The organism is Streptomyces coeruleoprunus (assembly GCF_039542925.1).
Taxonomy (GTDB): domain Bacteria; phylum Actinomycetota; class Actinomycetes; order Streptomycetales; family Streptomycetaceae; genus Streptomyces; species Streptomyces coeruleoprunus.
The window spans coordinates 6,493,498-6,518,794 of the sequence record NZ_BAABIT010000001.1 but is presented as its reverse complement, the minus strand read 5'-3'; the positions used below and the strand labels follow the sequence as shown (position 1 = coordinate 6,518,794).

Here is a 25,297-nt window from a genome sequence, read left to right as displayed (position 1 = left end):
TGTTCCGCCTGCCCGCCCGCCCACCGACGAATTGCCTGGGACGTCATGCAGATCCGTCATCTTCCGTACGCCGACCCCGGCGAACCCGACGTCCGTTCGGGCCCGCGCTTCCTCCTCTGGCTGGGCCGCAGACAGCTGGGCGGCCAACTCGCCTCGCTCTGCTGGGGCCTGGTGATGAACCTGGGCATCGTCGGGCTGCCCGTCGGTGTCGGCATCGCCGTCCAGGCGGTCGTGGACGGCTCCGGGGCGCGGCTGGCGCTCGGCGCCGGCATCGTCCTGCTGCTGGGCGTGGCCATCGCCGTGGGCGACATGATGCTGCACCGCACCGCCGTCACCAACTGGATCACCGCCGCGAGCCGGGTGCAGCAGCTGCTCGCCCGCAAGGCCGCCGAGCTGGGCGCGGTGCTCACGCGGCGGGTCGCCGCCGGTGAGGTCGTCGCGGTGTCCACCGGCGACGTCGAGAAGATCGGCTGGTTCGTGGAGGCCCTGTCGCGGTTCGCGGCGGCGGCCGCCACGCTCGTCGCCGTCTGCGTGGGCCTGGTCGTCTACCAGCCCGCCCTGGGCGTGGTCGTCGCGATCGGCGTCCCGGTGCTCGCCGTGGCGGCGCTGCCGCTGCTGCCGCGCGCCACACGGCGGGCGGACGTCCAGCGCGAGAAGGCGGGCCGGGCCACCGAACTCGCCTCCGACACCGTCGCGGGCCTGCGCGTGCTGCGCGGCATCGGCGGCGAGGACCTGTTCCTGAGCCGCTACCGCGCCGCCTCGCAGGAGGTGCGCAGGGCCGCGGTGCACAGCGCCCGCTCCTGGGCGCTGATCGCGGCGGTGCAGGTCGTACTGCCGGGACTGCTGCTGATCGGTGTCGTCGCGTACGGCGCGAAGCTGGCGCTCGACGGCCGGATCGCCGTGGGCGAACTGGTCACCGTGTACGGGGCGGTGATGCTGACGCAGTATCCGCTGCGGCAGTTCGAGGAGATCGCCATGGCCTACTCGTTCTCGCGGCCCTCGGCGAAGCGCGCGGCACGCGTGCTGTCGCTCTCCCGTACGGCTCCGGTGTCCGGGGACGTGCCGGAGGCGGCCGCGGGCGGTGATCTGTACGACCCGGTGACCGGGGTGCTCGCCCCGGCCGGGCTCCTCACCGCCGTCGTGTGCGGCGACCCGGACGCGGCCGGCCGCCTCGCGGACCGGCTCGGCGGGCACGCTGCGGGGGACGCCGCCAGTGAGGACGCCGGCGGTGAGGGCGCGGGCGACGCCGGCGAAGCCGGCCGGCAGAGCGCCGCCGGGCGGGGAGGTTCCGTGCTGCTGGGCGGCGTCCCGCTGGACGAACTGCCGCTGGACGCCGCCCGTGCGGCCGTCCTCGTCCAGGACAAGGACCCCGTCCTGCTGTCCGGAACACTCGAGGAGCTGCTGGACGTGCCGGCGTCCGGTGCGGTGAGCACCGAGGACGCGCTGACGGCGGCGCAGTGCGCCGATGTGCTGGACGCGCTCGCGCAGGCCTCGGCCGACGGGGACGGCGACCCGATGCGCGCGCGGATCACCGAGCGCGGCCGATCCCTGTCGGGCGGACAGCGCCAGCGCCTCGCGCTCGCCCGCTCGCTGGTGGCCGACCCGGAGGTGCTGGTCCTCGACGAGCCGACCTCGGCGGTGGACTCGCACACCGAGGCACGGGTCGCGGAGGGCGTACGGCGGCTGCGGGACGGGCGGACGACGGTGGTGTTCTCCTCGTCGCCGCTGCTGCTGGACCGGGCCGACCGCGTCGTGCTGGTCCACGAAGGGCTGGCCGTGGCCGTGGGCTCGCACCGCGAGCTGCTGCGGAAGGAGCCGCGCTACCGGGCGGTCGTCTCCCGCGAGACGGAGACCGAAGCCGGGGCGGGCGCCGGGGACGCCCCGCACAGCACCGCCACCGCCGAAACCACCGAACTTGTCGACATCGAGGAGTCCGCATGATCGGCCTGGCGCCACCGGAGTACGACCCGGCGGCTCCGCAGTCCGCGACGACCCTGCCCGTGGGCACCCCCGCGACCGTCCGCGCCTACGTGCGGGAGCTGCTGCGGCGGCACCGCACGGCCTTCACCGTGCTGGTCGCGGTGAACGCGGTCGCGGTGGTGGCCTCCATGGCGGGCCCGTACCTGCTCGGTTCGCTGGTGGACCGGCTCGCGGCGGGGGCGCGGGAGCTGCACCTGGAGCGCACGCTGGTCCTGTTCGCGGTCGCGCTGGCCGTGCAGACGCTGTTCGTACGGCTGGTCCGGCTGCGCGGGGCGATGCTCGGCGAGGAGATGCTGGCCGACCTGCGCGAGGACTTCCTCGTCCGGTCGGTCCGGCTGCCGCCGGGCGTGCTGGAGCGGGCCGGTACCGGCGATCTGCTCTCGCGGATCACCACGGACATCGACCGGCTGGCCGAGGCGATGCGGCAGGCCGTGCCGCAGCTGGCCATCGGCGTGGTGTGGGCGGGCCTGCTGCTCGGCGGGCTCGCCGTCACCGCGCCGCCGCTGGCGCTGTCCGTGCTGGTCGCGGCGCCGCTGCTGATCGCCGTGTGCCGCTGGTACTTCCGCCGGGCGCCGTCCGCGTACCGCTCCGAGGCCGCGGGGTACGCGTCGGTGGCCGCCGCCCTCACCGAGACGGTCGACGCGGGCCGCACCATCGAGGTGCACCGGCTGGGCGCCTCGCGGGTCGCGCTGTCGGACCGGAGGATCAAGGAGTGGACGGCGTGGGAGCGCTACACGCTCTTCCTGCGTTCCGTGTTCCTGCCGGTCATCAGCCTCACGCACGCGACGGTGCTCGCCGCGGTGCTGCTGATCGGCGGCGCGTTCGTGCTCCAGGGGTGGCTCGACGCGGGGCAGCTGACGACGGGTGCGCTGCTGGCGCAGATGCTCGTGGACCCGGTCGGGATCGTCCTGCGCTGGTACGACGAGCTCCAGGTCGCCCAGGTGTCGCTGGCCCGTCTCGTCGGCGTACGGGACGTGGAGCCGGACGCCGGTGACGCGGCGGTGCGGCCCGACGGGCGGGACGTCCGGGCGGACGAGGTGCGGTTCGGCTACCGCGAGGGCGTCGACGTGCTGCACCGGGTGTCGCTGGAGGTCGCGTCGGGAACCCGGCTGGCCCTCGTCGGGCCGTCGGGGGCCGGCAAGTCGACGCTGGGCCGGCTGCTGGCCGGGATCTACGCGCCCGGCTCGGGTCGCGTCACGCTGGGCTCCGCCGAGCTGGCGCGGATGCCGGCCGAGCGGGTCCGGGAGCACGTGGCGCTGGTGAACCAGGAGCACCACGTGTTCGTCGGGTCGTTGCGGGACAACCTGCTGCTGGCCCGGACGGGCGCGGGCGACGGCGAGCTGTGGGCGGCGCTCCACGCGGTCGGCGCGGACGGCTGGGCGCGGGCGCTGGACGACGGGCTCGACACCGAGGTCGGCTCGGGCGGCCAGGGGCTCACCCCGGCGCAGGCCCAGCAGGTGGCGCTGGCCCGGCTGGTGCTGGCGGACCCGCACACGCTGGTGCTGGACGAGGCGACGTCCCTGCTGGACCCGCGGGCGGCCCGCCATCTGGAGCGGTCGCTGGCGCGGGTGCTGGAGGGGCGCACGGTCGTGGCGATCGCGCACCGGCTGCACACGGCGCACGACGCGGATCTGATCGCGGTCGTCGAGGGCGGCCGGATCACGGAGCTGGGCAGCCACGACGCCCTGGTCGCCGCCGACGGGGCGTACGCGGCGCTGTGGAGGTCCTGGCACGGGTAGGGAACGGGGTTCTCCGCGGGAGAAATCGGCTGGCCGTCGCCCGCCGCTCCCTGCCACCATCGCGATCATGAGCATCACGGGGGACACAGGGGACGCGGACGCCATGAGGAACGCGGGTGACATACGGATCGACGCGGCGCTGCTGGGCACCACGGAGGCGCCCGGCGGCGTCGGGGTGATCGCCGGCGGGCGGCTCACCGTACGGACGGACGGGCGCCTGGAGGTGCACGACAGGGAGGCGTTCCTCGCCGGGGAACGGGCGCCGGTGGCCGCGCTGGACCTGCCGCCGGCGGCACGCGCCACGGCGGCGCCGGACGGCGGGTTCGTCGTGGCGGAGGCGTCGCGCGTACGGGCCGTGGCGGCCGACGGGACGCTCCGCTGGGAGCTGCCGCACGACACCTGGCACGGCGGTCACCGCCCGCCGCGCGCGCCGGGCGCCCCGGCGGTCAGCCCGTGCGGGCGGCTCGTGGCGGCGGCCGTGCCGACCCTGCTGCCCGAGGAGGACACGGACCGGGCCGTCCTCGTGTACGACGAGACGCCCCGGCGCGGCTACGCGCAGGACCGCCTCCTGCTGCTGGACGCGGCGACCGGCGACGTGCGGGCCCAGCGGCCGGTCGCGGCGGTCTCCGGCGCGATCGTCCTGGACTGGCGCGAGGACGGTGCGGTGCTCGGGGCGTCGTTCTGGACGGCGTGGTACAGCTGGGCCAGTTACTGGCTGGACCCGGCGGACGAGGGCCTGCGGGCGCTGGGCGGCACCGGTTTCCACGACGTGGCCGGGTTCGTGCCCGGGTCGACGCGGCTGGTCACCATGCGCCGGGCCCAGTACATGTCCCTCGACGACGACCGCTACGAGCTGGCGCTGCACGACGTCCTGGACGCGGCCCGGACGGTGACGCTGGACCTGAACGAGCTGTCGTGGGACGAGGAGAACGACGACTTCGAGGACGCGTACGTCCTCGACGCGACGCACGTGCTGGTGACGGCGGACTGGGTGCCCCGGCAGGGCGCGCTGGAGCCGACGCACTGGCTGTTCGACGCGGGGACGCTGCGCCCGCTGGGCCGGCTGCGCTACCCGCGGCCGGTGAGCCAGGAGGTCACCGCGCTCGGCGACGGCACCTGGCTCACCCGCGACGGCGACGTGCTGCACCACTGGGGCCTGGGCTGACGGCCCGGCCGCGCGCGACGTTCGGACGAAGACCTTCCGACGGGCCTTCCGGTGCGGAAGACCTTCAGATGAAGTTGAGCGCGGCCGCGCCGCCGACCCCACCGAGCACCATGAACGCCGGCATGAGCACCTTCAGCTCCACCCAGCTGCCGGCCCGGAACCGCATGCCCTTCGGCGGCCCCACCGGGTACCAGCGCTTGCGCTTGACGGGGATGGGCCACAGGATCGGGCAGCCGGACACGGTCAGCGCGTCGCCGATGTCGTGGACGAGGGCGCCCAGCACGATCGGCAGGCCCAGCCACAGGTACTCCTGCCCCGGCGCGTCGAACAGCCAGTTCGCGCCGTTGCCGGGCTGGTCCAGGACGCCCGCCAGGATCCAGGCGCTGGTCGCGCCGAGCAGCCACACCAGGACGTCGCTGGACATCCGCGCGGCCCGCCACAGCAGGCCCTCGACGGCCAGGACGAGGTGGATGAAGAGGATCGCGAGGACGCCCCAGCGGTCGCCGACGGTGGCCACGGCCGAGCCGCCCGCGCCGATCAGGACGGCCCACACCCAGGTGTGCGTGAGGGTCCGGTGGCCGCCGCTCCTGCGCGGGTCGGAGGGGGTCCTGGTCGCCTTGTAGACGGCGTACGACAGTTTGTCGACGATCTCGCACAGTCCGCGTGAGACGGGTCCGAAGGCCCGGGAGATCGTCGCCGCCTTGTGGTCGAGGTCGGGGGCGAGGGCCGCGCCGGCGCAGATCAGCGCCCCGACGACGAGGACCGGCCAGGGCATGGGGTGGCCGGCGGCCGCGGTCGCGGCGCCCACCCCCAGCCAGGCTGCCGCCCCGGAGAGTGAGTGCGCCGGTCCCATCATGTGCGTGCCCGCCCCAGTTTTCTTGTGGTGTCGCCAGTGTTCTTGTGGTGTCGCCGAGTTGACGGCACAGGGTATCGCCCGTGATCTTCGTGCGGACGGCCGGTTCCCGCTTCCGGCCGGAAGCCAGGCAAGATGGGGGCGTGACCCTTATCGATCAGCTGCCGCCGGATGCCGACCCCGATGCCCTCTTCGAGGCTTTCTCCTCATGGGCGGAGGGCCGGGGCATCTCCCTCTACCCGGCCCAGGAGGAGGCGCTGATCGAGGTGGTGTCCGGGTCGAACCTGATCCTGTCCACCCCGACGGGCTCCGGGAAGAGCCTCGTCGCGGCGGGTGCCCACTTCGCGGCTCTGGCCCGGGACGAGGTCACGTTCTACACGGCGCCGATCAAGGCTCTGGTGTCGGAGAAGTTCTTCGACCTGTGCAAGCTGTTCGGCACGGAGAACGTCGGCATGCTGACGGGCGACGCGTCCGTGAACGCGGACGCGCCCGTGATCTGCTGCACGGCCGAGGTGCTGGCCTCCATCGCGCTGCGCGACGGCAAGGACGCCGACATCGGCCAGGTCGTGATGGACGAGTTCCACTTCTACGCCGAGCCCGACCGGGGCTGGGCGTGGCAGATCCCGCTGCTGGAACTGCCGCAGGCGCAGTTCGTCCTCATGTCGGCGACGCTCGGCGACGTGTCGATGTTCGAGGAGGACCTCACGCGGCGCACCGGCCGGCCCACGTCGGTGGTGCGCTCGGCGACGCGCCCGGTGCCGCTGTCGTACGACTACCGGACGACGCCGATCACGGAGACGCTGACGGAGCTGCTGGAGACCAAGCAGTCGCCCGTCTACATCGTGCACTTCACGCAGGCGGCGGCCGTCGAGCGGGCGCAGTCGCTGATGAGCATCAACATGTGCACGCGCGAGGAGAAGGACAGGATCGCCGAGCTGATCGGCAACTTCCGGTTCACGACGAAGTTCGGCCGGAACCTCTCGCGGTACGTGCGGCACGGCATCGGGGTGCACCACGCGGGCATGCTGCCCAAGTACCGGCGCCTGGTGGAGAAGCTGGCCCAGGCCGGTCTGCTGAAGGTGATCTGTGGGACGGACACGCTGGGCGTCGGCGTCAACGTGCCGATCCGCACGGTGCTGTTCACGGCGCTCACCAAGTACGACGGCAACCGGGTGCGGACGCTGCGGGCGCGGGAGTTCCACCAGATCGCGGGCCGCGCGGGCCGGGCCGGCTTCGACACGGCCGGGTTCGTGGTGGCGCAGGCGCCCGAGCACGTCATCGAGAACGAGAAGGCGCTCGCGAAGGCGGGCGACGACCCCAAGAAGCGCCGCAAGGTGGTGCGCAAGAAGGCGCCCGAGGGGTTCGTCAACTGGTCGCAGAACACCTTCGAGAAGCTCATCGCGTCCGAGCCGGAGCCGCTGACGTCCCGGTTCCGGGTCACACACACGATGCTGCTGTCGGTGATCGCCCGGCCCGGCAACGCCTTCGAGGCGATGCGCCGCCTGCTGGAGGACAACCACGAGCCGCGCAAGAACCAGCTGCGGCACATCCGCCGGACCATCGCCATCTACCGCTCGCTGCTGGACGGCGGGATCGTGGAGCGGCTGGACGAGCCGGACGCCGAGGGACGCACGATCCGGCTGACCGTGGACCTCCAGCAGGACTTCGCGCTGAACCAGCCGCTGTCGACGTTCGCGCTGGCCGCGTTCGAGCTGCTGGACCCGGAGTCGCCGTCGTACGCGCTCGACATGGTGTCGGTCGTCGAGTCGACGCTGGACGACCCGCGGCAGATCCTCGCCGCGCAGCAGAACAAGGCGCGTGCCGAGGCCGTGGGCGCGATGAAGGCGGACGGGATCGAGTACGAGGAGCGCATGGAGCGGCTCCAGGACGTGTCGTACCCGAAGCCGCTCGAAGAGCTGCTGTGGCACGCGTACAACCTGTACCGCAAGTCGCACCCGTGGGTGAGCGACCACCCGGTCTCGCCGAAGTCCGTGATCCGTGACATGTACGAAAGGGCGCTGTCCTTCACGGAGTTCACGTCGTTCTACGAGCTGGCCCGGACCGAGGGCATCGTGCTGCGGTACCTGGCGAGCGCCTACAAGGCGCTGGACCACACCATCCCGGACGACCTGAAGACGGAGGACCTGGAGGATCTGATCGCCTGGCTGGGCGAGATGGTGCGCCAGGTGGACTCCAGCCTGCTGGACGAGTGGGAGCAGCTGGCGAACCCGGAGGTCGAGACGGCCGAGGAGGCCCAGGAGAAGGCCGACCAGGTCAAGCCGGTCACGGCCAACGCCCGGGCGTTCCGCGTGCTGGTGCGCAACGCGATGTTCCGCCGGGTGGAGCTGGCGGCGCTGGACCAGGTCGCGGAGCTGGGCGAGCTGGACGCCGAGTCCGGGTGGGACGAGGACGCCTGGGCCGAGGCGATGGACAAGTACTGGGACGAGTACGAGGAGCTGGGCACCGGCCCGGACGCGCGCGGCCCGAAGCTGCTGTCCATCGAGGAGGACCCCGAGCACGGGCTGTGGCGTGTCCGGCAGACCTTCGCGGACCCGAACGGTGACCATGACTGGGGCATCAGCGCGGAGGTGGACCTGGCCGCCTCGGACGAGGAGGGCCGGGCGGTCGTCCGCGTGACCGACGTGGGCCCGCTCTGACAGTTCCGCCCGTAGCGCAGTCGAACCGGAGAGCCGATCAACGATGACCACCAACCCCGCCGAAAGGCTCGTCGACCTGCTCGACCTGGAGCAGATCGAGGTCAACATCTTCCGTGGCCGCTCGCCGCAGGAGTCGCTGCAGCGGGTCTTCGGCGGGCAGGTCGCCGGCCAGGCCCTCGTGGCGGCCGGCCGCACCACCGAGGGCGACCGGCCGGTGCACTCGCTGCACGCGTACTTCCTGCGGCCGGGCATCCCGGGCGTGCCGATCGTGTACCAGGTGGAGCGGGTGCGGGACGGCCGGTCGTTCACCACGCGGCGGGTGACGGCGGTCCAGCGGGGCCGCACGATCTTCAACCTGACGGCGTCGTTCCACCAGCCGGAGGAGGCGGGCTTCGAGCACCAGCTGCCGCCCCGGCTGGAGTTCCCCGACCCGGAGACGCTGCCGCCGGTCGCGGACGAGATCCGGGAGCACCTGGGGGCGCTGCCCGAGGCACTGGAGCGGATGGCCCGGCGCCAGCCGTTCGACATCCGCTACGTGGACCGGCTGCGCTGGACGGCGGAGGAGATCGAGGGCGCGGACCCGCGCAGCGCGGTGTGGATGCGGGCGGTCGGGCCGCTGGGCGACGACCCCCTCGTGCACACGTGCGCGCTGACCTACGCGTCGGACATGACGCTGCTGGATGCGGTGCGCATCCCGGTGGAACCGCTGTGGGGTCCGCGCGGGTTCGACATGGCGTCGCTGGACCACGCGATGTGGTTCCACCGGCCGTTCCGCGCCGACGAGTGGTTCCTGTACGACCAGGAGTCCCCGATCGCGACGGGCGGCCGCGGCCTGGCGCGCGGCCGGATCTACGACCGGGAGGGCCGCCTGCTGGTGTCGGTGGTCCAGGAGGGTCTGTTCCGCCCGCTGAAGGGCCGGGACTAGAAGCCGGGCAGCGGCTCCTGGTCGACGTCGTGGCGGCGTTGCCTGATGTCGGGGCGGTCCGGGTGCAGCTTGGCGTCGCACCCGGGGCCCAGCCCGGTGCGGCGTGAGGCGCGGCCGGTCAGGGGCCGTCCGCACAGCCGGCACCACACGGGCGGGCGACCCCGGGCGTCCTGATCTTCGGGGGCGCAGTCCGGAAATGGCTGATCGTTCACGTGTACGTGTCTACCCTGTCCTCCGACCCCCTGGTGACGAGGAGACACGATGAGCCTGTACGACATTCCGCTGCGCACCCTGTCCGGCGACCCGGCGAGCCTCGCCGACCACCGCGACAAGGTGGTGCTGCTGGTGAACGTGGCGTCGAAGTGCGGGCTCACCCCGCAGTACGCGGGCCTGGAGCGGCTCCAGCAGCAGTACGCGGGGCGGGGCTTCACCGTGCTGGGCGTTCCCTGCAACCAGTTCGCCGGGCAGGAGCCGGGCAGCGCCGAGGAGATCCTGACGTTCTGCTCGACCACGTACGGGGTGTCCTTCCCGCTCCTGGAGAAGACGGACGTGAACGGTGCCGGCCGGCACCCGCTGTACGCGGAGCTGACGAAGGTCGCGGACGCCGACGGCGAGGCGGGCGACGTGCAGTGGAACTTCGAGAAGTTCCTGATCTCGCCGAAGGGCGAGGTCACCCGCTTCCGCCCGCGCACGGAGCCGGAGTCCCCGGAACTGCTGGCCGCGATCGAGGCGCTGCTGGCGGGCTGAGCCGGTCTTCTCCCGCTCGTCGTGGAGCCGTTGGGCGAGTGAGGACCTCGCACGCCGAGCCCACGCCCGTGGCGTGATCTGCCTCACAAGGTGTCACAGCGATCCAAGGCGCGGTGTCTTGAGGCCGAACCCCTTGAGACGGAGGAGGCACCATGAGCGCGAAGATCGCGGTGGTTGTGATCGGTGGCGGATACGCGGGTGTCATGGCGGCCAATCGCCTGACGCGGAACGACGACGTGACGGTGACGCTGGTCAACCCGCGCCCGGCCTTCGTCCCGCGCCTCCGCCTGCACCAGCTGGTGGGCGGGTCCCACGACGCGGTCGTCGAGTTTCGCGAGGTCCTCGCCGAGCGCGTCCGGCTGGTCGTCGACAGCGTGACCCGGATCGACGCGGCCGGGCGCCGCGTGGCGCTGGCCGGGGGCGGCTCGGTCGGGTACGACTACCTGATCTACGCGGTGGGCAGTGCCGGTGCCGAGCCGGGTGTGCCCGGGGCGGCGGAGTTCGCCCACCAGGTCGCCACGCTGGAGACGGCGCAGCGGCTGCGGTCGGTCCTCGACGCCGTGCCGGCGTCGGCGGCGGTGACGGTCGTGGGCGGCGGGCCGACGGGCATCGAGACGGCCGCCGAGCTGGCGGAGCAGGGCCGTCGGGTGACCTTGGTCTGCGGAGGCGTGCTGGGCCCGTACCTGCACCCCCGGGCCCGTCGTACGGCTGCCGGGCGGCTCGCCCGGCTCGGGGCGGCCGTCCTCGACGGGCCCGAAACGAAGGTCACGGCGGTGACGCGCCATGCCGTGCGCCTGGGTGACGGCCGCGAGCTGCCGAGCGAGGTCACCGTGTGGACCGTCGGGTTCGGTGTGCCGGATCTGGCCGCGCGCAGTGGGCTGAGCACCGACGCGATGGGGCGGCTGCTCACGGACGAGACGCTGACCAGCGTCGACGACGAGCGCATCGTCGCCGCCGGCGACTCGGCGGCACCGTCCGACCTGCCGTTCCGGATGAGCGCCTACGCCGCGGGCTGCCTGGGCGCGCATGCCGCCGACACGGTCCTCGGCCGCATCGCGGGGACGCGGCCCGCACCCATCGACCTGTCGTTCCCCGCCATGTGCGTGAGCCTGGGGCGGCGCGCCGCCATCTTCCAGCTCGCGCACAAGGACGACACCGCGATGCCGCTCTACGTCGGCGGCCGTGCGGGCGCGAAGCTCAAGGAGATCTCCTGCCGGTTCAGCGTCAAGCACCTGGTGGAGGAGGCGCGCAAGCCCGGTTCGCACACCTGGCCCAAGGGCGACCACCGCCGGCGTCTGCTGCGGGCCGAGCACACCGGGGCGTCGGCCGTCCCGACCCGGGCAGCCTGACCAGGCATTCGAGGAAGAGGGACCGAGAGATGACCGACCGGACCACCGACCTGGCGACCGAGGCGTTCGTCGCCCACCGCAACCTGCTGTTCACCGTCGCCTACGAGATGCTCGGATCGGCGGCCGACGCCGAGGACGTCCTCCAGGAGACCTGGCTGCGATGGGTCAAGGTCGATCCGGGAGGCGTGCGCGACCAGCGCGCCTACCTGGTGCGGATGACGACCCGGCAGGCACTCAACCGGCTGCGCACCCTCAAGCGCCGCAGGGAGGCGTACGTCGGCCAGTGGCTGCCCGAACCACTGCTCACCACACCGGACGTGGCCGAGGACATCGAACTCGCCGAGAGCATGTCCATGGCGATGATGCTCGTCCTGGAAAGCCTTTCCCCGACCGAGCGGGCCGTGTTCGTGCTGCGCGAGGTCTTCGAGGTCGACTACGACGAGATCGCCGAGGCCGTCGGCAAGAGTCCCGATGCCGTCCGCCAGATCGCGCACCGCGCCCGCCGGCACGTCGACGCCCGCCGCCCCCGCCGAACGGCCTCGGCGAGCCAGACCCGGGCGGCTCTGGAGTCCTTCCAGCGCGCCCTCGAGACGGGGGATCCGCAGGACCTCCTCGACGTACTCGCCCCCGACGTCGTCCTGCTCAGCGACGGCGGCGGCGTCAAGCGCGCCGCGCTCAGGCCCGTCATCGGCGCCGAGAAGATCGTCCGCTTCTACCTCGGCGCCACCGCCAAGGCCACGGCCACGCTCACGTGCGAGCCGACCATGGTCAACGGCAGCCCGGCGCTCGCCCTGCACCGCGACGGCGAGTTCGACGGCGTCATGGCCGTCCGCGTCGAGGACGGCCGCATCACCGGCCTCTACTTCGTCCGCAACCCCGAGAAGCTGACCCGCGTCACCTCCGAGACCCCGCTCACCCTGCGCTGACGCCCATGGTTTCGGTCCAGGGGCTGCCCCTCGAAAACGGCCAGGCGATCCGAGGGGCGAGGCTGAGCCCATGTTCGTTCAGCTCCTCGCGGCCACGGGTGTGCTCGCCGTCCTGACCGTCGTTCCCGGCCCGGACATGGCAGTGGTGACGAAGCGGGCCATCGCGTCCGGCTGGCAGGACGGCCTGCGCACGGTCGGGGGCATCACGGCGGGACTGCTCATCTGGGGTGTGCTCACCGTGGTCGGCCTGGCGGCCGTCCTGGCGGCGTCTGCCACGGCCTACCTGGTCGTCAAGCTCGCAGGTGCCGCCTACCTCGGCTTCCTGGGTGTGCAGGCACTGCTGCGGAGCCGACGCGGCCGATCGGTGACTTCGTTCGGCGTCAAGGTGGCCACCTCCGAGAGCTGAGCCGGAGCAGCCGCGAAGCCTGCGCTCCTCCGGGGCAGGTCGCGCCGCGTCAGGCGACGGCGCCCAGGGTGTCGGCGAGTCGGCGGCGGGCGGCGCGCGCGGCGGGGACGGCGGACAGGAGCACCGCGCCGAGCACCGCGCCCGCTGTGAGGGTGAGCAGGTGGAGGGCGGAGGGGCCGTGGGCGATGCCGGCGCCCATGCCGCTCGTGCGGCCCTCGTGGTCGATCAGCCAGTGGGCGAGCGGAACGCCGAGGGCGGTGCCGGCGACGGCGGCGGCCAGGGCCGTGCAGCCGACGGCCGTGACGGTGACGGCGGTGATCTGCCGGGGTGACAGGCCGATCGCCTTGAGGGCCAGCAGGTCGCGTTCGCCGTCCCGGATCGTGCCGCCGATGGCGGTGGACAGCTCGGTCAGGCCGATCAGGGCGAGGACGGCCAGGAGCCCGGCCACGACGCCGCGCAGGGAGGAGAGCCGGTCGGCGGGACCGGTGACCTCGTGGATGTCGAGGCGGCCCGCGGCGGCCTGCGCCAGTTCGGCGCGGACGGCGTGCGGGTCGGCGCCGGGCCGCAGGCGCACGTGGTAGACGGTGGGCCGCAGGGCGGGGTCGTTCTCGCGGAGGGTGTCCAGCGAGGTGGAGATGGTGCGGCCGCCGTTCTCGGGCTCGATGCTGCGGCCGACGATGTGGAGCACCTGGGGGTGTCCGGCGACGGTGACACGCACCCAGTCGCCGACGCCCACGCCGAGCAGGTCGAGGAGGCCCTGTCCGGCGACGGCCTCGTCGGGGCCGTGGGCGGGGCGGCCCTCGACGACGGAGTAGGGGTACGGGTCCTGGCGGGTGCCGAGGCCGCGCAGGGCGATCGTGCCGGTCTGGCCGGGCACCAGGGCGGCGACCTCCAGGCCGCGGTGGGCGTCGACGACGTCGGGGCTGCGCTGGAGGAGGGCGCGGGCCTCGCGGTCTCCGACACCGTCGGCGGGCCGGGCGGTGAGGGCGGCGGGCAGGCCGAGCCGTTCGGGGCTGGTGTCGAAGCGGGCGATGGTCGTCCAGGCGCTGAGGGCGACGGTCATCAGCAGCAGCGGCAGGGCGAGCCGGGCGACGGCGGCCGGGGTGTGGCGGCCGCGGCTGAACGCCCGGTGCCAGCCGAGGACCAGGGCGGGCGGTACGCCGCGTACGGCGAGGGCCCGGCGGGCCGCGCCGGTCAGGCCGCGCCCGGCGGTGGCCGCGGCGGGGACGACGGGCACGGGCGGGACACGGCCGGCGCGCCAGGCGGCGAGGCAGGTGGCCGCGCCGATGAACACGACGACGGCGGCGGGGACGGCGAGGAGCGCGGCGGTGTGGCCGGGCAGGCCCTGCCAGACGCCGACGGCGTCGCCGAGCCGGCCGGGGATGCGGCTGCCGAGCGCCTGGGTGAGGACGGTGGCGAGGGCGGCGCCGAGTGCGGCGAAGGCGAGGTGCTGCACCAGGAAGACGCGGACGACCTGGCCGGGGGTGAAGCCGATGGCCTTGAGGACCGAGATGTCGCGCAGGTGGCCGCGTACGCGGGTGCTGATGGCGCCGAACACGGCGAGCGCGGCGGCGAGGAGAGCGGCGAGGCCGAACAGGCCGAGGACCTGGCCGAGGAGGCGGGTGTCGCCCTGGGCCTCGGCGCGGGTCTGCTGCCAGGTGCCGATGTCGGTGACGGCTCCGGCGCCGAGGGTGGTGACGGCCCGCTGCACGGCGTACGCGGTGTCGTCGGGGTCGGTCAGGCGCAGTCCGACGACCTGTCCGGAGCGGCCGGGGGTCCGGTCGACGGCGCTGGCTCCGGCCCACAGGATGCCGGGGCGTTCGCCGGGGCTGTAGCGGGGTTCGGCGGTGTCGGCGACGCCGAGGACGGTGAGGGTCCTGCCGGTGCCGCCGGGGAGGGTGAGGGTGTCGCCGGGTCCGGCGACGAGCGCGGCGGCGAGGCTGCTGTCGAGGACGACGCCGTCGGGGACGGCGGGGTCGAGCCAGCGGCCGGCGGTGAGGAGGGGACGTCCCGTGGCGGGTGGCACGGCGTCGGCGGCGCGGAGTTCGGCGGCGGCGCGGGCGCCGCGCGAGGCGACGGTGGTGGCGACGGTGTCGTACGGGCCGGAGAGGGCGGCGACGCCGTCGAGTGCGCCGAGGCGGGAGGGGTCGGCGGTGGGTGCGGTGCGGATCCAGACGTGGGCGCCGTGGGACTGGGTGAAGACGCGCTGCCAGGGGTTGGTGGCGTAGCCGAAGAGGGCGGCGGCGAGGAGCAGGGAGGCGACGATCCCGGCGGTGGCGGAGATCAGGAACAGCGCCTCGCCGCGGTGGGTCCGCAGATCGGCGTGCGCCCAGCGCAGCATGGCCCGCATCCGGTTCAGTCCTTCAGCTCGACGACGCCGCCGGGGCCGGTGCGCCGGGAGGTGGGGCCGCCGAGGTGGGCGTCGTCGGATATGCGCCCGTCGAAGAAGCTGATGACACGGTCGGCGGCGCTGGCGAGCCGGGCGTCGTGGGTGACCAGGACGATGGTCTGGCCGCGCTGGTGGAAGCGGGTCAGCAGCCGCATGACCTCGCGGGTGCCCTTGCTGTCCAGGCTGCCGGCGGGTTCGTCGGCGAGGAGGAGCCGGGGGTGGTTGACGAGGGCGCGGGCGAGGGCGACGCGCTGCTGTTCGCCGCCGGACAGTTCGCCGGGCATGCTGCGGGCCTTGCTGTCGAGGCCCAGTTCGGCGAGGAGCTTCTCGCGTTCGGCGCGCGCGTGCTTCGGGGAGGCGCCGGCGAGGAGGGCGGGCAGTTCGACGTTGTCGGCGACGGTGAGGTTGGAGACGAGGTTGAAGAACTGGAAGACGATGCCGATGCTGCGGCGGCGCTCGACGGCCCAGCGGGCCTCGCTGTAGGAGTCGGTGGACTCGCCGTCGAGGGTGATCGTTCCGCTGTCGGGGCGCTGGAGGCCGCCGAGCAGGTGGAGCAGGGTGGACTTGCCGGCGCCGGAGGGGCCGGTGACGGCGACGAACTCGCCGCGGTGCACGGTCAGGTCGACGCCGCGTACGGCGTGGACGGGGCCGCCCTCGCCGTGGTGGGTCTTGACCAGTCCCTCGGCGCCGAGCAGCGGTGCGGGCGGGGCGGTGGCGGCGCTCATCGCTGCTCCTCCAGCTCTTCCAGTTCCTCCTGGCAGCGCTCCAGCCAGTCGAGGTCGGCCTGGAGGTGCAGCATGGCGCCCTCTATGAGCAGGTGCGCGATCCGGTTGTCCCGGTTCTCGGTCGCGGCCAGCTTGGACAGGTTGCGCATGGTGTTGAGGTACTCGCGTCGCTGTTTGTTGATGAGGGCGATCTGGTCGGCGAGGCCGGTGCGGGGGGCGAGGGCGAGCTTCATGAAGAACTCGTCCCGGACCCGCGGTTCGTCCGCGGTCTCCTCGAACCAGGCGCGCAGGGCCTCCCGCCCGGCGGCGGTGAGGCGGTAGATCTTCTTGTTGGGGCGGCTCGACTGGGCGACTTCCTCGCCCTCGATGAGTCCCGACTTCTCCAGCCGGCCGAGGGTCACATAGATCTGACCGACGTTGGGCTGAGGGTACGCGGCACCCAGCAGTTGCTCAAGGTCCTGCTTGAGCTCGTAGCCGTGGGCGGGGCCGTCGGCGAGCAGAGCGAGGAGCTGCATGCGCACTCGGGGGCTCTCCTTCTCCGCCTGCTCACTTGCTTTCGCGTCTCAATGTGTGGTGAGCCCTAGTATCGCCCATGCCTAACAGGTATACATGCCCCTTGACGCCGACGAAGTGGTCCGGCGCCGGTGGTACCAAGGAGGAACCTATGCGGTGGATGCGTGCCGCGGGTAGGGGTCTCCTGGTGGCGGCGCTGCTCCTGGTGGGTTCCGTGGCGTCGGGCGTGCCCGCCGAGGTGTCGTGGGGCGGTGCGGGGGCCGGTGGCCGCGGGCCGCTGACGCTGGCGACGGCGGGCGATCTCACGGGCTATCTCGGTCCGCTCCTGGACGACTGGAACGCGGCGCGGCCCGCCGAGCGGGTCACGCTGGTGGAGCTGCCGGACTCGGCGGACGAGACCCGCTCGCAGATGATCACGGATCTGAGGTCGGGCGGGGGCCGGTTCGACGTCCTCAACATCGATGTGGCGTGGACGTCGGAGTTCGCTGCGGCCGGGTGGATCGCGCCGCTGGAGCGGGCGCGGTTCCCGCTGGGCAGCTTCCTGCCGCCGGTGGTGGACACCGCGACGTACGAGGGGCGGCTGTACGCGGTCCCGTACGTGACCAACGCGGGGATGCTCTTCTACCGCAAGGACGTCCTGGAGCGGGCCGGCGAGCGGCCGCCGCGTACGTGGGCGGAGCTGGAGCGCCAGGCGCGGACGCTCGCGCCGAAGCACGGGCTCGGGGGGTACGCGGGGCAGTTCCTGCCGTACGAGGGGCTGACGGTGAACGCCGCGGAGGCCGTGTACTCGGCGGGCGGCGCGGTCCTCGGCGACGAGGGGCAGCGGGTGGCGGTGGACTCGGCCGCGGCGCGGACCGGGCTGGGGTTCCTGGCGCGGGGCGTGCGGGACGGCTGGATCCCGCGGGAGGCGCTGTCGTACAAGGAGGAGGAGTCGCGGCAGGCGTTCCAGGACGGCCGGCTGCTCTTCCTGCGGAACTGGCCGTACGCCTGGGCCGGCGCGTCCGGCAGCGGCTCGAAGGTCGCGGGCCGGTTCGGCGCGGTGCCGCTGCCGGGGCCCGACGGGCCGGGCACGAGTGTGCTGGGCGGCTCGAACCTCGCGGTGAGCAGCAAGGCGCGGCACGCGCGGTCGGCGAGTGACCTGATCGCGTACCTGACGAGCGAGGCCGTGCAGCGCCGCGTGCTGACGGAGGGCGCCCTGCCGCCGGTGCGGGCGGAGCTGTACGGAGATCCCGCGCTGGTGCGGAGGTTCCCGTACCTGCCGGCCCTGCGGGCCGCCGTGCTGGCGGCCGAGCCGCGTCCCAAGAGCGCCCGCTACGAGCAGGTCAGCCTGGCCGTGCAGGCCGTGGTGCACGACGTGATGGCGCAGCACCAGTCGCCGGAGGCCGGAGTGCGGCGACTGGCCGCCGAGCTGGACGCCGTGACGCGCCGCCGTTGAGCGCACGCGCCCCCTCTTAGTTACTCGTTAGGTAGCGCCACCTTGACCCCCCATATCCCTTCTCGGGACAAATCACCCCATAGAACCCCAACTACGTTGCGGTTTCGGCAGCATCGTTGACACCCGCATGACACCGCTACTTAACATGCATGCATAACAGCTGCTTCCCTCTGAGCAGCGCGCACCCTTCACGCAGAAACAGGTCAACGGGTGATGCTCACAGCCCCGGCCGGCGACGGCCTCTCGCACCGCCTCTCGCTCCCCTGGTGGCGCGACGCGGTGATCTACCAGGTGTACGTCCGCAGCTTCCTGGACAGCACCGGTGACGGAATCGGCGACCTCGCCGGGGTCCGCGCCGGCCTGCCGTACCTGAAGAAGCTCGGCGTGGACGGCATCTGGCTGAGCCCCTTCTACCCCTCGCCGCAGCACGACCACGGCTACGACGTCGCCGACTACCGCGACGTGGACCCGGTCTTCGGCGACCTCGACGAGTTCGGGCTGCTGGTCGCCGACGCGCACCGGCTGGGGATCAAGGTGCTGCTGGACATCGTCCCCAACCACTGCTCCAGCGAGCACGCCTGGTTCCGGGAGGCGCTGGCCGCCGGACCCGGCAGCGAGGCCCGCGCCCGGTTCCACTTCGCCGAGGGCCGGGGCCCCGGCGGCGACGTGCCGCCCAACAACTGGCACGCGATGTTCGGCGGCCGCGCCTGGACCCGCGTGACGGAGCCGGACGGCACCCCGGGCCAGTGGTACCTGCACATGTTCACGCCCGAGCAGCCGGACCTGAACTGGCGCAACCCCGAGGTGGGCGCCCACTTCGACGAGGTGCTGCGGTTCTGGCTCGACCGGGGCGTGGACGGGTTCCGGATCGACGTGGCGGCGGGGCTCTTCAAGCACCCCGACCTGCCGGACTCCGCCGACCCGGAGGCCGACGCCCGCACCCGCGACTCGGTCAACCCGCTGGCCTGGAACCAGCCCGAGGTCCACGACGTGTGGCGGCAGTGGCGCAAGGTGTGCGAGGAGTACACGGCCCGGGACGGCCGCGAGCGGCTGCTCGTCGGCGAGGTGTCCGTGCCGACCGCCCGCGAGCACGCGCTGTACGTCCGGCCGGACGAGCTGCACCAGGCGTTCTTCTTCGACCTGCTCGGCGCGCCCTGGGCCGCGGACGCGTTCCGGAAGGTCATCGACGACGCGCTGCGGGACATCGCGGGCACCGGCTCCAGCGTCACGTGGGTCCTCAACAACCACGACCAGGTGCGGACCGTGACCCGGTACGGCGAGTCCGGCACGGAGGGCACCGGTCTCGGTGCCGCCCGCGCCCGGGCGGCCGCGCTGCTGATGCTGGCGCTGCCGGGCGCCGCGTACATCTACCAGGGCGAGGAGCTGGGCCTGCCCGAGGTCGTGGACCTGCCCGACGACGTGCTGACCGACCCGATCTTCCGCCGCACCGGCAGCCGCGCCCGCATCCGCGACGGCTGCCGCGTGCCGCTGCCGTGGTCGGGCCACGCCTCGCCGTTCGGGTTCAGCGCCGGCGCCGAGGGGGTCAAGCCGTGGCTCCCGCAGCCGGGCTGGTTCGCGGAGCACGCCACCGACCGGGCGCTCGCCGACACGCGCTCGTTCTGGCACCTGTACCGCGAGGGCCTGCAGCTGCGGCGCGGGCTGCCGCAGCTGGGCGAGGGCACCCTGCGCTGGCTGGAGGCGCCTCCCGGCGTCCTCGCCTTCGCCCGCGGCGAAGGGCTCGTGTGCGCGGTGAACTTCGGCACCGCCCCCGTACCCGCCCCCGTCGCCGGGACTCCGCTGCTGGCCAGCGGGGTGTGCCCGGACGGGGCGCTGCCCGGATCCACCGCCGCCTGGTGGATCACCGACCACCCCCTCCCCCACCCCACCTCCGCCCCCGCCTGAGGGGCGGATCACGAAGGGACGCAGCACGATGCGACGACGGATCAGAACGGCGTACGGCTCGGCACTCGCCCTCACGCTCGCGCTCGGCGCGGCCGCCTGCGGCGGCGGCCCGGTCTCCACGGCCGGCGGCGGTGACGGCAAGGAGCTGGCGGGCCAGACCCTCACCGTGGCCGGTGTGTGGTCGGGCGCCGAGCAGAAGAACTTCCAGAAGGTGCTCGACGCCTTCACCGAGAAGACCGGGGCGAAGACCCGGTTCGTGTCCACCGGCGACAACGTCTCCACCGTCGTCGGCAGCAAGATCGAGGGCGGGAACGCGCCCGACGTGGTGATGGTCCCGCAGGTCGGCGTGCTCCAGCAGTTCGCCCAGCGCAAGTGGCTGCAGCCGCTGTCCGAGAAGACCCGGCAGGCGGTCGACGCCGACTACGCGCCGGTCTGGAAGAGTTACGGCTCCGTCGACGGCACGCTGTACGGGCTCTACTTCAAGGCGGCGCACAAGTCGACCGTCTGGTACAGCCCCGAGGCGTTCGAGCAGGCCGGGGTGCGGCCGCCGGCGACGTACGCGGAGATGCTGACCGCCGGGCGCACCGTGTCCGACTCGGGCCTGCCGGCGTTCGCGGTGGCCGGCGAGGACGGCTGGACGCTCACCGACTGGTTCGAGAACGTCTATCTCTCCCAGGCGGGCCCGCAGAAGTACGACCAGCTGGCCCAGCACCGGATCAAGTGGACGGACCCGAGCGTCGTGGAGGCGCTCAGGACCCTGGGCGCGCTGTTCTCCGACAAGAAGCTGCTGGCCGGTGGCCAGAAGGGCGCGCTCGCCACGGACTTCCCCGGCTCGGTCGAGAAGGTCTTCGGCCCCGAGCCGGAGGCGGGCATGGTGTACGAGGGCGACTTCGTGGCGGGCATGGCGAAGGACGAGTTCGGCAAGAAGATCGGCGAGGAGGCGAAGTTCTTCCCGTTCCCGCCGGTCGGCAAGGGCGCCGCGCCCGTGGTCAGCGGCGGTGACGCCGCGGTCGTGCTGAAGGACGGCAAGAACCAGAAGGCCGCCATGGCGTTCCTGGAGTTCCTGGCGACGCCGGAGGCGGCGGCCGTGTGGGCGGCCGAGGGCGGCTTCCTGTCGCCGAACAAGGCGCTGGACCTCGGCGCGTACAGCGACGCCACGCTCCGCTCGACCGCCAAGTCGCTGATCGACGCCGGGGACACGGTCCGCTTCGACATGTCGGACCAGGCGCCCGCCGCGTTCGGCGGCACGAAGGGCGCCGGCGAGTGGAAGCTGCTCCAGGACTTCCTGCGCGACCCGTCGGACCCGGCACGCACCGCCGCCGCGCTGGAGGCCGCCGCGGCCAAGGCGTACCAGACGGCGAACCAGGGCTGAGGCGGCCGGTCATCATGACGACAGTCACCGAAACCGCCCGGCTCGGCGCCGCGGAAGCGCGACGCCGGGCCGGGCGGCGACGGCGGGTCATCGCCGTCGCGTTCGTCCTGCCCGCGCTGCTGCTGCTCGGCGCGCTGGTGGTGTACCCCGTGGTGTTCTCGGTGGGACGCAGCTTCTTCGATGCGTCGGGGACACGGTTCGTGGGCGGCGCCAACTACGCCGCGATGTTCCGCGACCCGGCCACGCTGACGGCCCTGCGCAACAGCACGATCTGGGTGGTCGTGGCGCCGACGCTGCTGACGGGGCTGGGGCTGATCCTGGCCGTGCTGGTGGAGCGGATCCGCTGGGCGTCGGCGTTCAAGCTGCTGCTGTTCCTGCCCATGGCGGTGTCGTTCCTCGCGGCCGGCATCATCTTCCGCCTCGCGTACGAGGAGGACCCCGACAAGGGCGTGCTCAACGCGGCGGTGGTCGGGGTGCACGACATGTTCCGGGAGGGCTCTTCGTACCCGTCGGCCAGGCCGCGGGACGGCCAGGGCGTCGAGAGGGCGGCGGACGGCTCGTACGCCACGGCGGCCACGGTGTCGCCGGGCTCCACCGCCGTCCTGGGCCTGGTGGGGGTGAAGCCCGCCGACGTGCCGGCGCAGGCGCGGCCCGCGGCCGGTGCGGCCGGGGTGACAGCGGCCCCCGACGAGGTCCGGGGCGTCGTCTGGCTGGACTTCACACCGGGTGGCGGTGGCCGCCCGGGGGCGGTCGACGCGGCCGAGCGGGGGCTGCCGGGGATGACCGTCGAGGCCGTACGGGACGGCCGGGCCGTGGCCGCGGCGAGCACGGCGAGCGACGGCTCGTTCCGCTTCACGGGGCTTGAGCCGGGCGCGTACACCGTGCGGCTGCCGGCGCGGAACTTCGCGGAGCCGTTCACGGGCGTGTCCTGGCTGGGGCCCGCGCTGGTCACCCCGGCGATCATCGGCGCGTACCTGTGGATCTGGACCGGCTTCGCGATGGTGCTGATCGGTGCGGGCCTGTCCGCGCTGCCGCGCGACGCGCTGGAGGCGGCGCGGATGGACGGCGCGAACGAGTGGCAGATCTTCCGCAGGATCACGGTGCCGCTGCTGGCGCCGGTGCTGACGGTCGTCTTCGTCTCGCTCGTGATCCAGGTGATGAAGGTCTTCGACCTGATCTACATCATCGCGCCGGGACCGGTGCAGCAGGACGCCACGGTGCTGGCCACGCAGATGTGGCTGGTGTCGTTCGGCGGCGGCAACGACCAAGGGCTCGGCAGTGCGCTGGGCGTCCTGCTCCTGCTGCTGGTCGTGCCCGCGATGGTCTTCAACGTCCGCCGCTTCCGCAGGAGCCAGTCATGAGCGCCACCGTCACCACCCCCGCGAAGAAGCGGACCGGGGCGCAGTCCCCGCCCCCGCCCCCGTCCGTCCGCGCGCCCCGCCGGGGCGACGGGTCCCGGCGGCTGCGCCGCTGGCTGGGCAACGGCCTGGTGCAGGCGTTCCTGCTGCTCGTGGGCCTGATCTGGATCACGCCCGTGGCCGGTCTGCTGCTGTCGTCGCTGCGCTCGGCGAAGGACAGCGCGTCGAGCGGCTGGTGGACGGCGCTGACCGACCCCGGTCAGCTGTCGTTCGCGAACTACGCGGCGCTGCTCGACAACGCCGGGATGACGCGGGCCTTCTGGAACACGGTGCTCATCTCTGTCCCGACGACCGTGCTGGTCGTCGTGATCGCCGCCCTGGCCGGGTACGCCTTCGCGTGGCTGGAGTTCCCGGGCCGGGACTGGCTGTTCCTGTTGGTGGTCGCGCTGCTCGTGGTACCGGTGCAGGTGGGTCTGCTGCCGGTGGCGAAGCTGTTCGGGCAGCTGGGGCTGTTCGGGACGATCCCGGGCGTGGTGCTGTTCCACGTGGCGTACGGACTGCCGTTCGCGATCTTCCTGCTGCGGAACTACTTCGCGGAGATGCCGCGCGAGATGCTGGAGGCCGCGCGGATGGACGGCGGCGGCGAGTGGCGTATCTTCACGCAGCTGGTCCTGCCCGTGGGCCGTCCGGCGATCGCGAGCCTGGCCATCTTCCAGTTCCTGTGGGTGTGGAACGACATGCTGGTGGCGCTGCTGTTCGCCGACTCGTCGGCGCAGCCGCTGACGGTGGAACTCCAGTCGCAGGTGCGGCAGTTCGGCAGCAACATCGACGTACTGGCACCGGGCGCCTTCCTGTCGCTGGTGGTCCCGGTGGTGGTGTTCCTGGCCTTCCAGCGCCACTTCGTGCAGGGCGTGATGGCGGGCTCGGTGAAGTAACCCCTGTCCCGCCCCTTCCCGAAACCGGGGGCTCCGCAATCAGCCCCTCCGGCGTTTGACGAGCCGGGGGTTCGGGGGCGGAGCCCACGATTCGGGAAGGGGCGGGGGGGAAAGATCCGCCGGACAAGGCCTACCGGGCCTCGGGCACGTACTTGTACCCGACGCGGCGCACCGTGACGATGCGGTGCCGGTACGCCGGACCGAGCTTGCGGCGCAGCCGCGCGATGTGGTCGTCGACGGTGCGGCCGTCGCCGATGTGCCCGTAACCCCAGATCCCCGAGATGAGCGTCTCGCGCGAGTGCACCATGTGCGGGTGACGCACCAGGTGGGCCAGGAGGCCGAACTCCAGGTAGGTGAGGTCGAGTTCGCGGCCGTCCACCTGCACGACGCGCCGCTCGGGGTCGACGTGGATCCGGTCGTCACCCGCCGGCGAGGGCTCCGGGGGTGTGAGGGGGTGGATCTCGGGCCGTACCCCGTGGGCGGACAGGAGCGCCACGGGGTCGACACCGTCCGGCAGGAACACCAGGTAGCCGACGTGCGGCTGGGCGGGACGAGCACCGACGAGCCTGAGGCGCGGGGCGCGGGCGGGGACGGGGGTGGGAAGTGCGGTGGTCACGATCGAGCCCCTTCGGCTGTCAGGAGGGGTGGGGTGCGCGGGCGCAGGCGTGCGAGCGGCCCCGCGCATGGGCGGGCCGAAGCCATGGAGAAGTCGCGAACGAGGTCGCGGAAACCCGGGGAAAGGGACGGCGCGGCGTCCGGGAAGGTCCTAGGCGCGTCGGCAGATGGCGCTGGCGACGCGACGGAGGTCGACGTGCCGGCGGCGTACGAGCGGCTGCTGCGACGAGGACATGGTGACCATCCTGGGCCCGTGGCACCCGGCCGGTCAAGCTTCCCTACCGAATCCATAGGGAAAGGAGCCGCCGTCGGCCGTGCGGGATACTGGTCCCATGCGGATCTCGGCCAGGGCGGACTACGCGGTACGTGCCGCACTGCTGCTCGCCGCCGACCGGACGGCGGACGCGACGGCCGACGAGCCGACGGGGCCGCTGAAGGCGGAGGCCATCGCGGAGGCGCAGGACATCCCCCACAAGTTCCTCGAAGGCATCCTCAACGACATGCGGCGCGCCGGACTGGTGGTCAGCCAGCGGGGCGTCAACGGCGGCTACCGGCTGGCCAGGCCGGCGCGGGACATCAGCGTCGCGGACGTGGTGCGGGCGGTGGACGGCCCGCTCGTCTCCGTACGGGGCGTGCGGCCGCCGGAGTTGTCGTACAGCGGGCCGGCGCAGTCGCTGCTCCCGCTGTGGATCGCCCTGCGGGCGAACGTGCGCCGCATCCTCGAAGGGGTCTCCCTGGCGGACGTGGCCTCCGGTGAACTCCCCGAAGCCGTGCACTCCCTGACGGAGGAGCCGGCCGCGTGGACCAACCCCTGACGCCTCAGCCCACGAAGAGGACCGCCAGGCAGCCCGCCACGACCGTGACCAGGCTCAGCGCCAGCAGCACACCCCTGACGACACGGTGACCGATCGGCCGTGCGGCCCAGTCGAGCGCGCCGTCACCGGCCGGCACCCGCGCGGCCTCCGGCTCGGGCACGGCCGGTGCGCGTAGGGAGGGGTCGTGGAGGTCCGTGCACCGGCGGCACTCCTCGCCGGAGTGGAAGGGCGAGTCCAGCCAGTAGGCGCCGAGCAGCCAGGGCACGGGTGCGAGCCGCCACTCACCCGCCGGGGAAGGGTCCATGCCCTGCCAACACTTGCGGCGGACCCCTCAGAACGGGCGCTGTCCGGGCCGCAATCCAATCGTCACCACACCGTCACCCGGTGGGCTCGGCGGGCACTGCGGACCGTCGGTCGCTCCGCGCCGGACGGATGCCGAAACCGGCGATGACCGTGCCGGTCACGCGGTCGAGGGTGCGCCGCGCGACGGG

The 25,297-nt window shown here is 73.2% G+C and carries 22 protein-coding genes and 1 pseudogene; 15 read left to right on the top strand and 8 right to left on the bottom strand.

Going from position 1 to position 25,297, the window contains the following annotated elements; all coding sequences use genetic code 11:
• Window positions 1-45 precede the first annotated feature (45 nt).
• The 3 genes from ABEB09_RS29295 (at window position 46) to ABEB09_RS29285 (ending at window position 4,884) form a co-directional block, all read left to right on the top strand.
• Complete coding sequence (locus ABEB09_RS29295; protein ID WP_345692918.1) at window positions 46-1,941, top strand: ABC transporter transmembrane domain-containing protein; 1,896 nt, start codon at window positions 46-48, stop codon at window positions 1,939-1,941.
• On the top strand, window positions 1,938-3,719 hold the full coding sequence (locus tag ABEB09_RS29290) for an ABC transporter ATP-binding protein (RefSeq protein WP_345692917.1): 1,782 nt from the start codon (window positions 1,938-1,940) through the stop codon (window positions 3,717-3,719). The genes ABEB09_RS29295 and ABEB09_RS29290 overlap by 4 nt, the downstream gene beginning before the upstream one ends.
• Window positions 3,720-3,786: 67 nt before the next feature.
• Entirely contained in the window at window positions 3,787-4,884 is a 1,098-nt protein-coding gene (locus tag ABEB09_RS29285; protein ID WP_345692916.1) for a hypothetical protein, read from the top strand.
• Between the two features lie 64 nt (window positions 4,885-4,948).
• On the opposite strand, the gene ABEB09_RS29280 is transcribed toward ABEB09_RS29285, so the two are convergent.
• Entirely contained in the window at window positions 4,949-5,740 is a 792-nt protein-coding gene (locus tag ABEB09_RS29280; RefSeq protein ID WP_345692915.1) for a metal-dependent hydrolase, read from the bottom strand.
• A gap of 140 nt (window positions 5,741-5,880) precedes the next feature.
• Here ABEB09_RS29280 and ABEB09_RS29275 point away from each other — a divergent pair, with 140 nt between their 5' ends.
• Both ABEB09_RS29275 and ABEB09_RS29270 read left to right on the top strand, forming a co-directional pair.
• Window positions 5,881-8,394 (top strand): DEAD/DEAH box helicase, encoded by a 2,514-nt coding sequence (locus ABEB09_RS29275; RefSeq protein ID WP_345692914.1) that lies wholly within the window; start codon window positions 5,881-5,883, stop codon window positions 8,392-8,394.
• A 43-nt stretch (window positions 8,395-8,437) separates the two neighbouring features.
• A complete protein-coding gene (locus tag ABEB09_RS29270) occupies window positions 8,438-9,319 on the top strand; it encodes an acyl-CoA thioesterase (protein ID WP_345692913.1) in 882 nt (293 codons plus the stop codon).
• Here the strand turns inward: ABEB09_RS29270 and ABEB09_RS29265 are convergent.
• Window positions 9,316-9,531 carry a DUF6011 domain-containing protein gene (locus ABEB09_RS29265; RefSeq protein ID WP_345692912.1) on the bottom strand — a complete coding sequence of 72 codons (216 nt, stop codon included), beginning with the start codon at window positions 9,529-9,531 and terminating at the stop codon, window positions 9,316-9,318. The genes ABEB09_RS29270 and ABEB09_RS29265 overlap by 4 nt on opposite strands.
• Window positions 9,532-9,580: 49 nt before the next feature.
• Here ABEB09_RS29265 and ABEB09_RS29260 point away from each other — a divergent pair, with 49 nt between their 5' ends.
• The 4 genes and pseudogenes from ABEB09_RS29260 to ABEB09_RS29245 all read left to right on the top strand — a co-directional run.
• Window positions 9,581-10,066, top strand: a complete 486-nt coding sequence (locus tag ABEB09_RS29260; RefSeq protein ID WP_345692911.1) for a glutathione peroxidase — start codon at window positions 9,581-9,583, stop codon at window positions 10,064-10,066.
• Between the two features lie 152 nt (window positions 10,067-10,218).
• Window positions 10,219-11,415: an NAD(P)/FAD-dependent oxidoreductase gene (locus tag ABEB09_RS29255; protein WP_345692910.1), complete on the top strand. Its 1,197-nt coding sequence runs from the start codon at window positions 10,219-10,221 to the stop codon at window positions 11,413-11,415.
• Between the two features lie 29 nt (window positions 11,416-11,444).
• Window positions 11,445-12,341 (top strand): RNA polymerase sigma-70 factor, encoded by an 897-nt coding sequence (locus ABEB09_RS29250; RefSeq protein WP_345692909.1) that lies wholly within the window; start codon window positions 11,445-11,447, stop codon window positions 12,339-12,341.
• A gap of 70 nt (window positions 12,342-12,411) precedes the next feature.
• A pseudogene (locus ABEB09_RS29245) lies at window positions 12,412-12,705 on the top strand (LysE family translocator); the annotation flags it as partial.
• Between the two features lie 91 nt (window positions 12,706-12,796).
• Here ABEB09_RS29245 and ABEB09_RS29240 read toward each other — a convergent pair.
• From ABEB09_RS29240 to ABEB09_RS29230, 3 genes are read right to left on the bottom strand one after another with little or no spacing between them, the layout of a single operon-like run.
• Window positions 12,797-15,097 (bottom strand): FtsX-like permease family protein, encoded by a 2,301-nt coding sequence (locus ABEB09_RS29240; RefSeq protein WP_345692908.1) that lies wholly within the window; start codon window positions 15,095-15,097, stop codon window positions 12,797-12,799.
• A 5-nt stretch (window positions 15,098-15,102) separates the two neighbouring features.
• Window positions 15,103-15,861: an ABC transporter ATP-binding protein gene (locus ABEB09_RS29235; RefSeq protein WP_345692907.1), complete on the bottom strand. Its 759-nt coding sequence runs from the start codon at window positions 15,859-15,861 to the stop codon at window positions 15,103-15,105.
• A complete protein-coding gene (locus ABEB09_RS29230) occupies window positions 15,858-16,382 on the bottom strand; it encodes a PadR family transcriptional regulator (protein WP_345692906.1) in 525 nt (174 codons plus the stop codon). The genes ABEB09_RS29235 and ABEB09_RS29230 overlap by 4 nt, the downstream gene beginning before the upstream one ends.
• Before the next feature lie 143 nt (window positions 16,383-16,525).
• Here ABEB09_RS29230 and ABEB09_RS29225 point away from each other — a divergent pair, with 143 nt between their 5' ends.
• From ABEB09_RS29225 to ABEB09_RS29205, 5 genes are all read left to right on the top strand, one after another.
• Window positions 16,526-17,809, top strand: coding sequence for an ABC transporter substrate-binding protein (locus tag ABEB09_RS29225; protein WP_345692905.1), 1,284 nt, complete (start codon window positions 16,526-16,528; stop codon window positions 17,807-17,809).
• 213 nt (window positions 17,810-18,022) lie between these two features.
• Window positions 18,023-19,711 (top strand): glycoside hydrolase family 13 protein, encoded by a 1,689-nt coding sequence (locus tag ABEB09_RS29220; protein WP_345692904.1) that lies wholly within the window; start codon window positions 18,023-18,025, stop codon window positions 19,709-19,711.
• A gap of 28 nt (window positions 19,712-19,739) precedes the next feature.
• Complete coding sequence (locus ABEB09_RS29215) at window positions 19,740-21,083, top strand: ABC transporter substrate-binding protein (RefSeq protein WP_345692903.1); 1,344 nt, start codon at window positions 19,740-19,742, stop codon at window positions 21,081-21,083.
• A gap of 14 nt (window positions 21,084-21,097) precedes the next feature.
• Window positions 21,098-22,444 carry an ABC transporter permease gene (locus ABEB09_RS29210; protein WP_345692902.1) on the top strand — a complete coding sequence of 449 codons (1,347 nt, stop codon included), beginning with the start codon at window positions 21,098-21,100 and terminating at the stop codon, window positions 22,442-22,444.
• Window positions 22,441-23,376 carry a carbohydrate ABC transporter permease gene (locus ABEB09_RS29205; RefSeq protein ID WP_345692901.1) on the top strand — a complete coding sequence of 312 codons (936 nt, stop codon included), beginning with the start codon at window positions 22,441-22,443 and terminating at the stop codon, window positions 23,374-23,376. The genes ABEB09_RS29210 and ABEB09_RS29205 overlap by 4 nt, the downstream gene beginning before the upstream one ends.
• A gap of 130 nt (window positions 23,377-23,506) precedes the next feature.
• Here ABEB09_RS29205 and ABEB09_RS29200 read toward each other — a convergent pair whose 3' ends face one another.
• Window positions 23,507-23,992, bottom strand: coding sequence for a winged helix-turn-helix domain-containing protein (locus tag ABEB09_RS29200; RefSeq protein WP_345692900.1), 486 nt, complete (start codon window positions 23,990-23,992; stop codon window positions 23,507-23,509).
• A gap of 150 nt (window positions 23,993-24,142) precedes the next feature.
• Window positions 24,143-24,226: a putative leader peptide gene (locus ABEB09_RS35045; protein ID WP_380841587.1), complete on the bottom strand. Its 84-nt coding sequence runs from the start codon at window positions 24,224-24,226 to the stop codon at window positions 24,143-24,145.
• A gap of 97 nt (window positions 24,227-24,323) precedes the next feature.
• Between ABEB09_RS35045 and ABEB09_RS29195 the strand changes: the two genes are divergently transcribed.
• A complete protein-coding gene (locus ABEB09_RS29195; RefSeq protein WP_345692899.1) occupies window positions 24,324-24,806 on the top strand; it encodes an RrF2 family transcriptional regulator in 483 nt (160 codons plus the stop codon).
• A gap of 4 nt (window positions 24,807-24,810) precedes the next feature.
• Here the strand turns inward: ABEB09_RS29195 and ABEB09_RS29190 are convergent, their stop codons facing one another.
• Entirely contained in the window at window positions 24,811-25,110 is a 300-nt protein-coding gene (locus ABEB09_RS29190; protein ID WP_345692898.1) for a hypothetical protein, read from the bottom strand.
• Window positions 25,111-25,297: the final 187 nt, after the last annotated feature.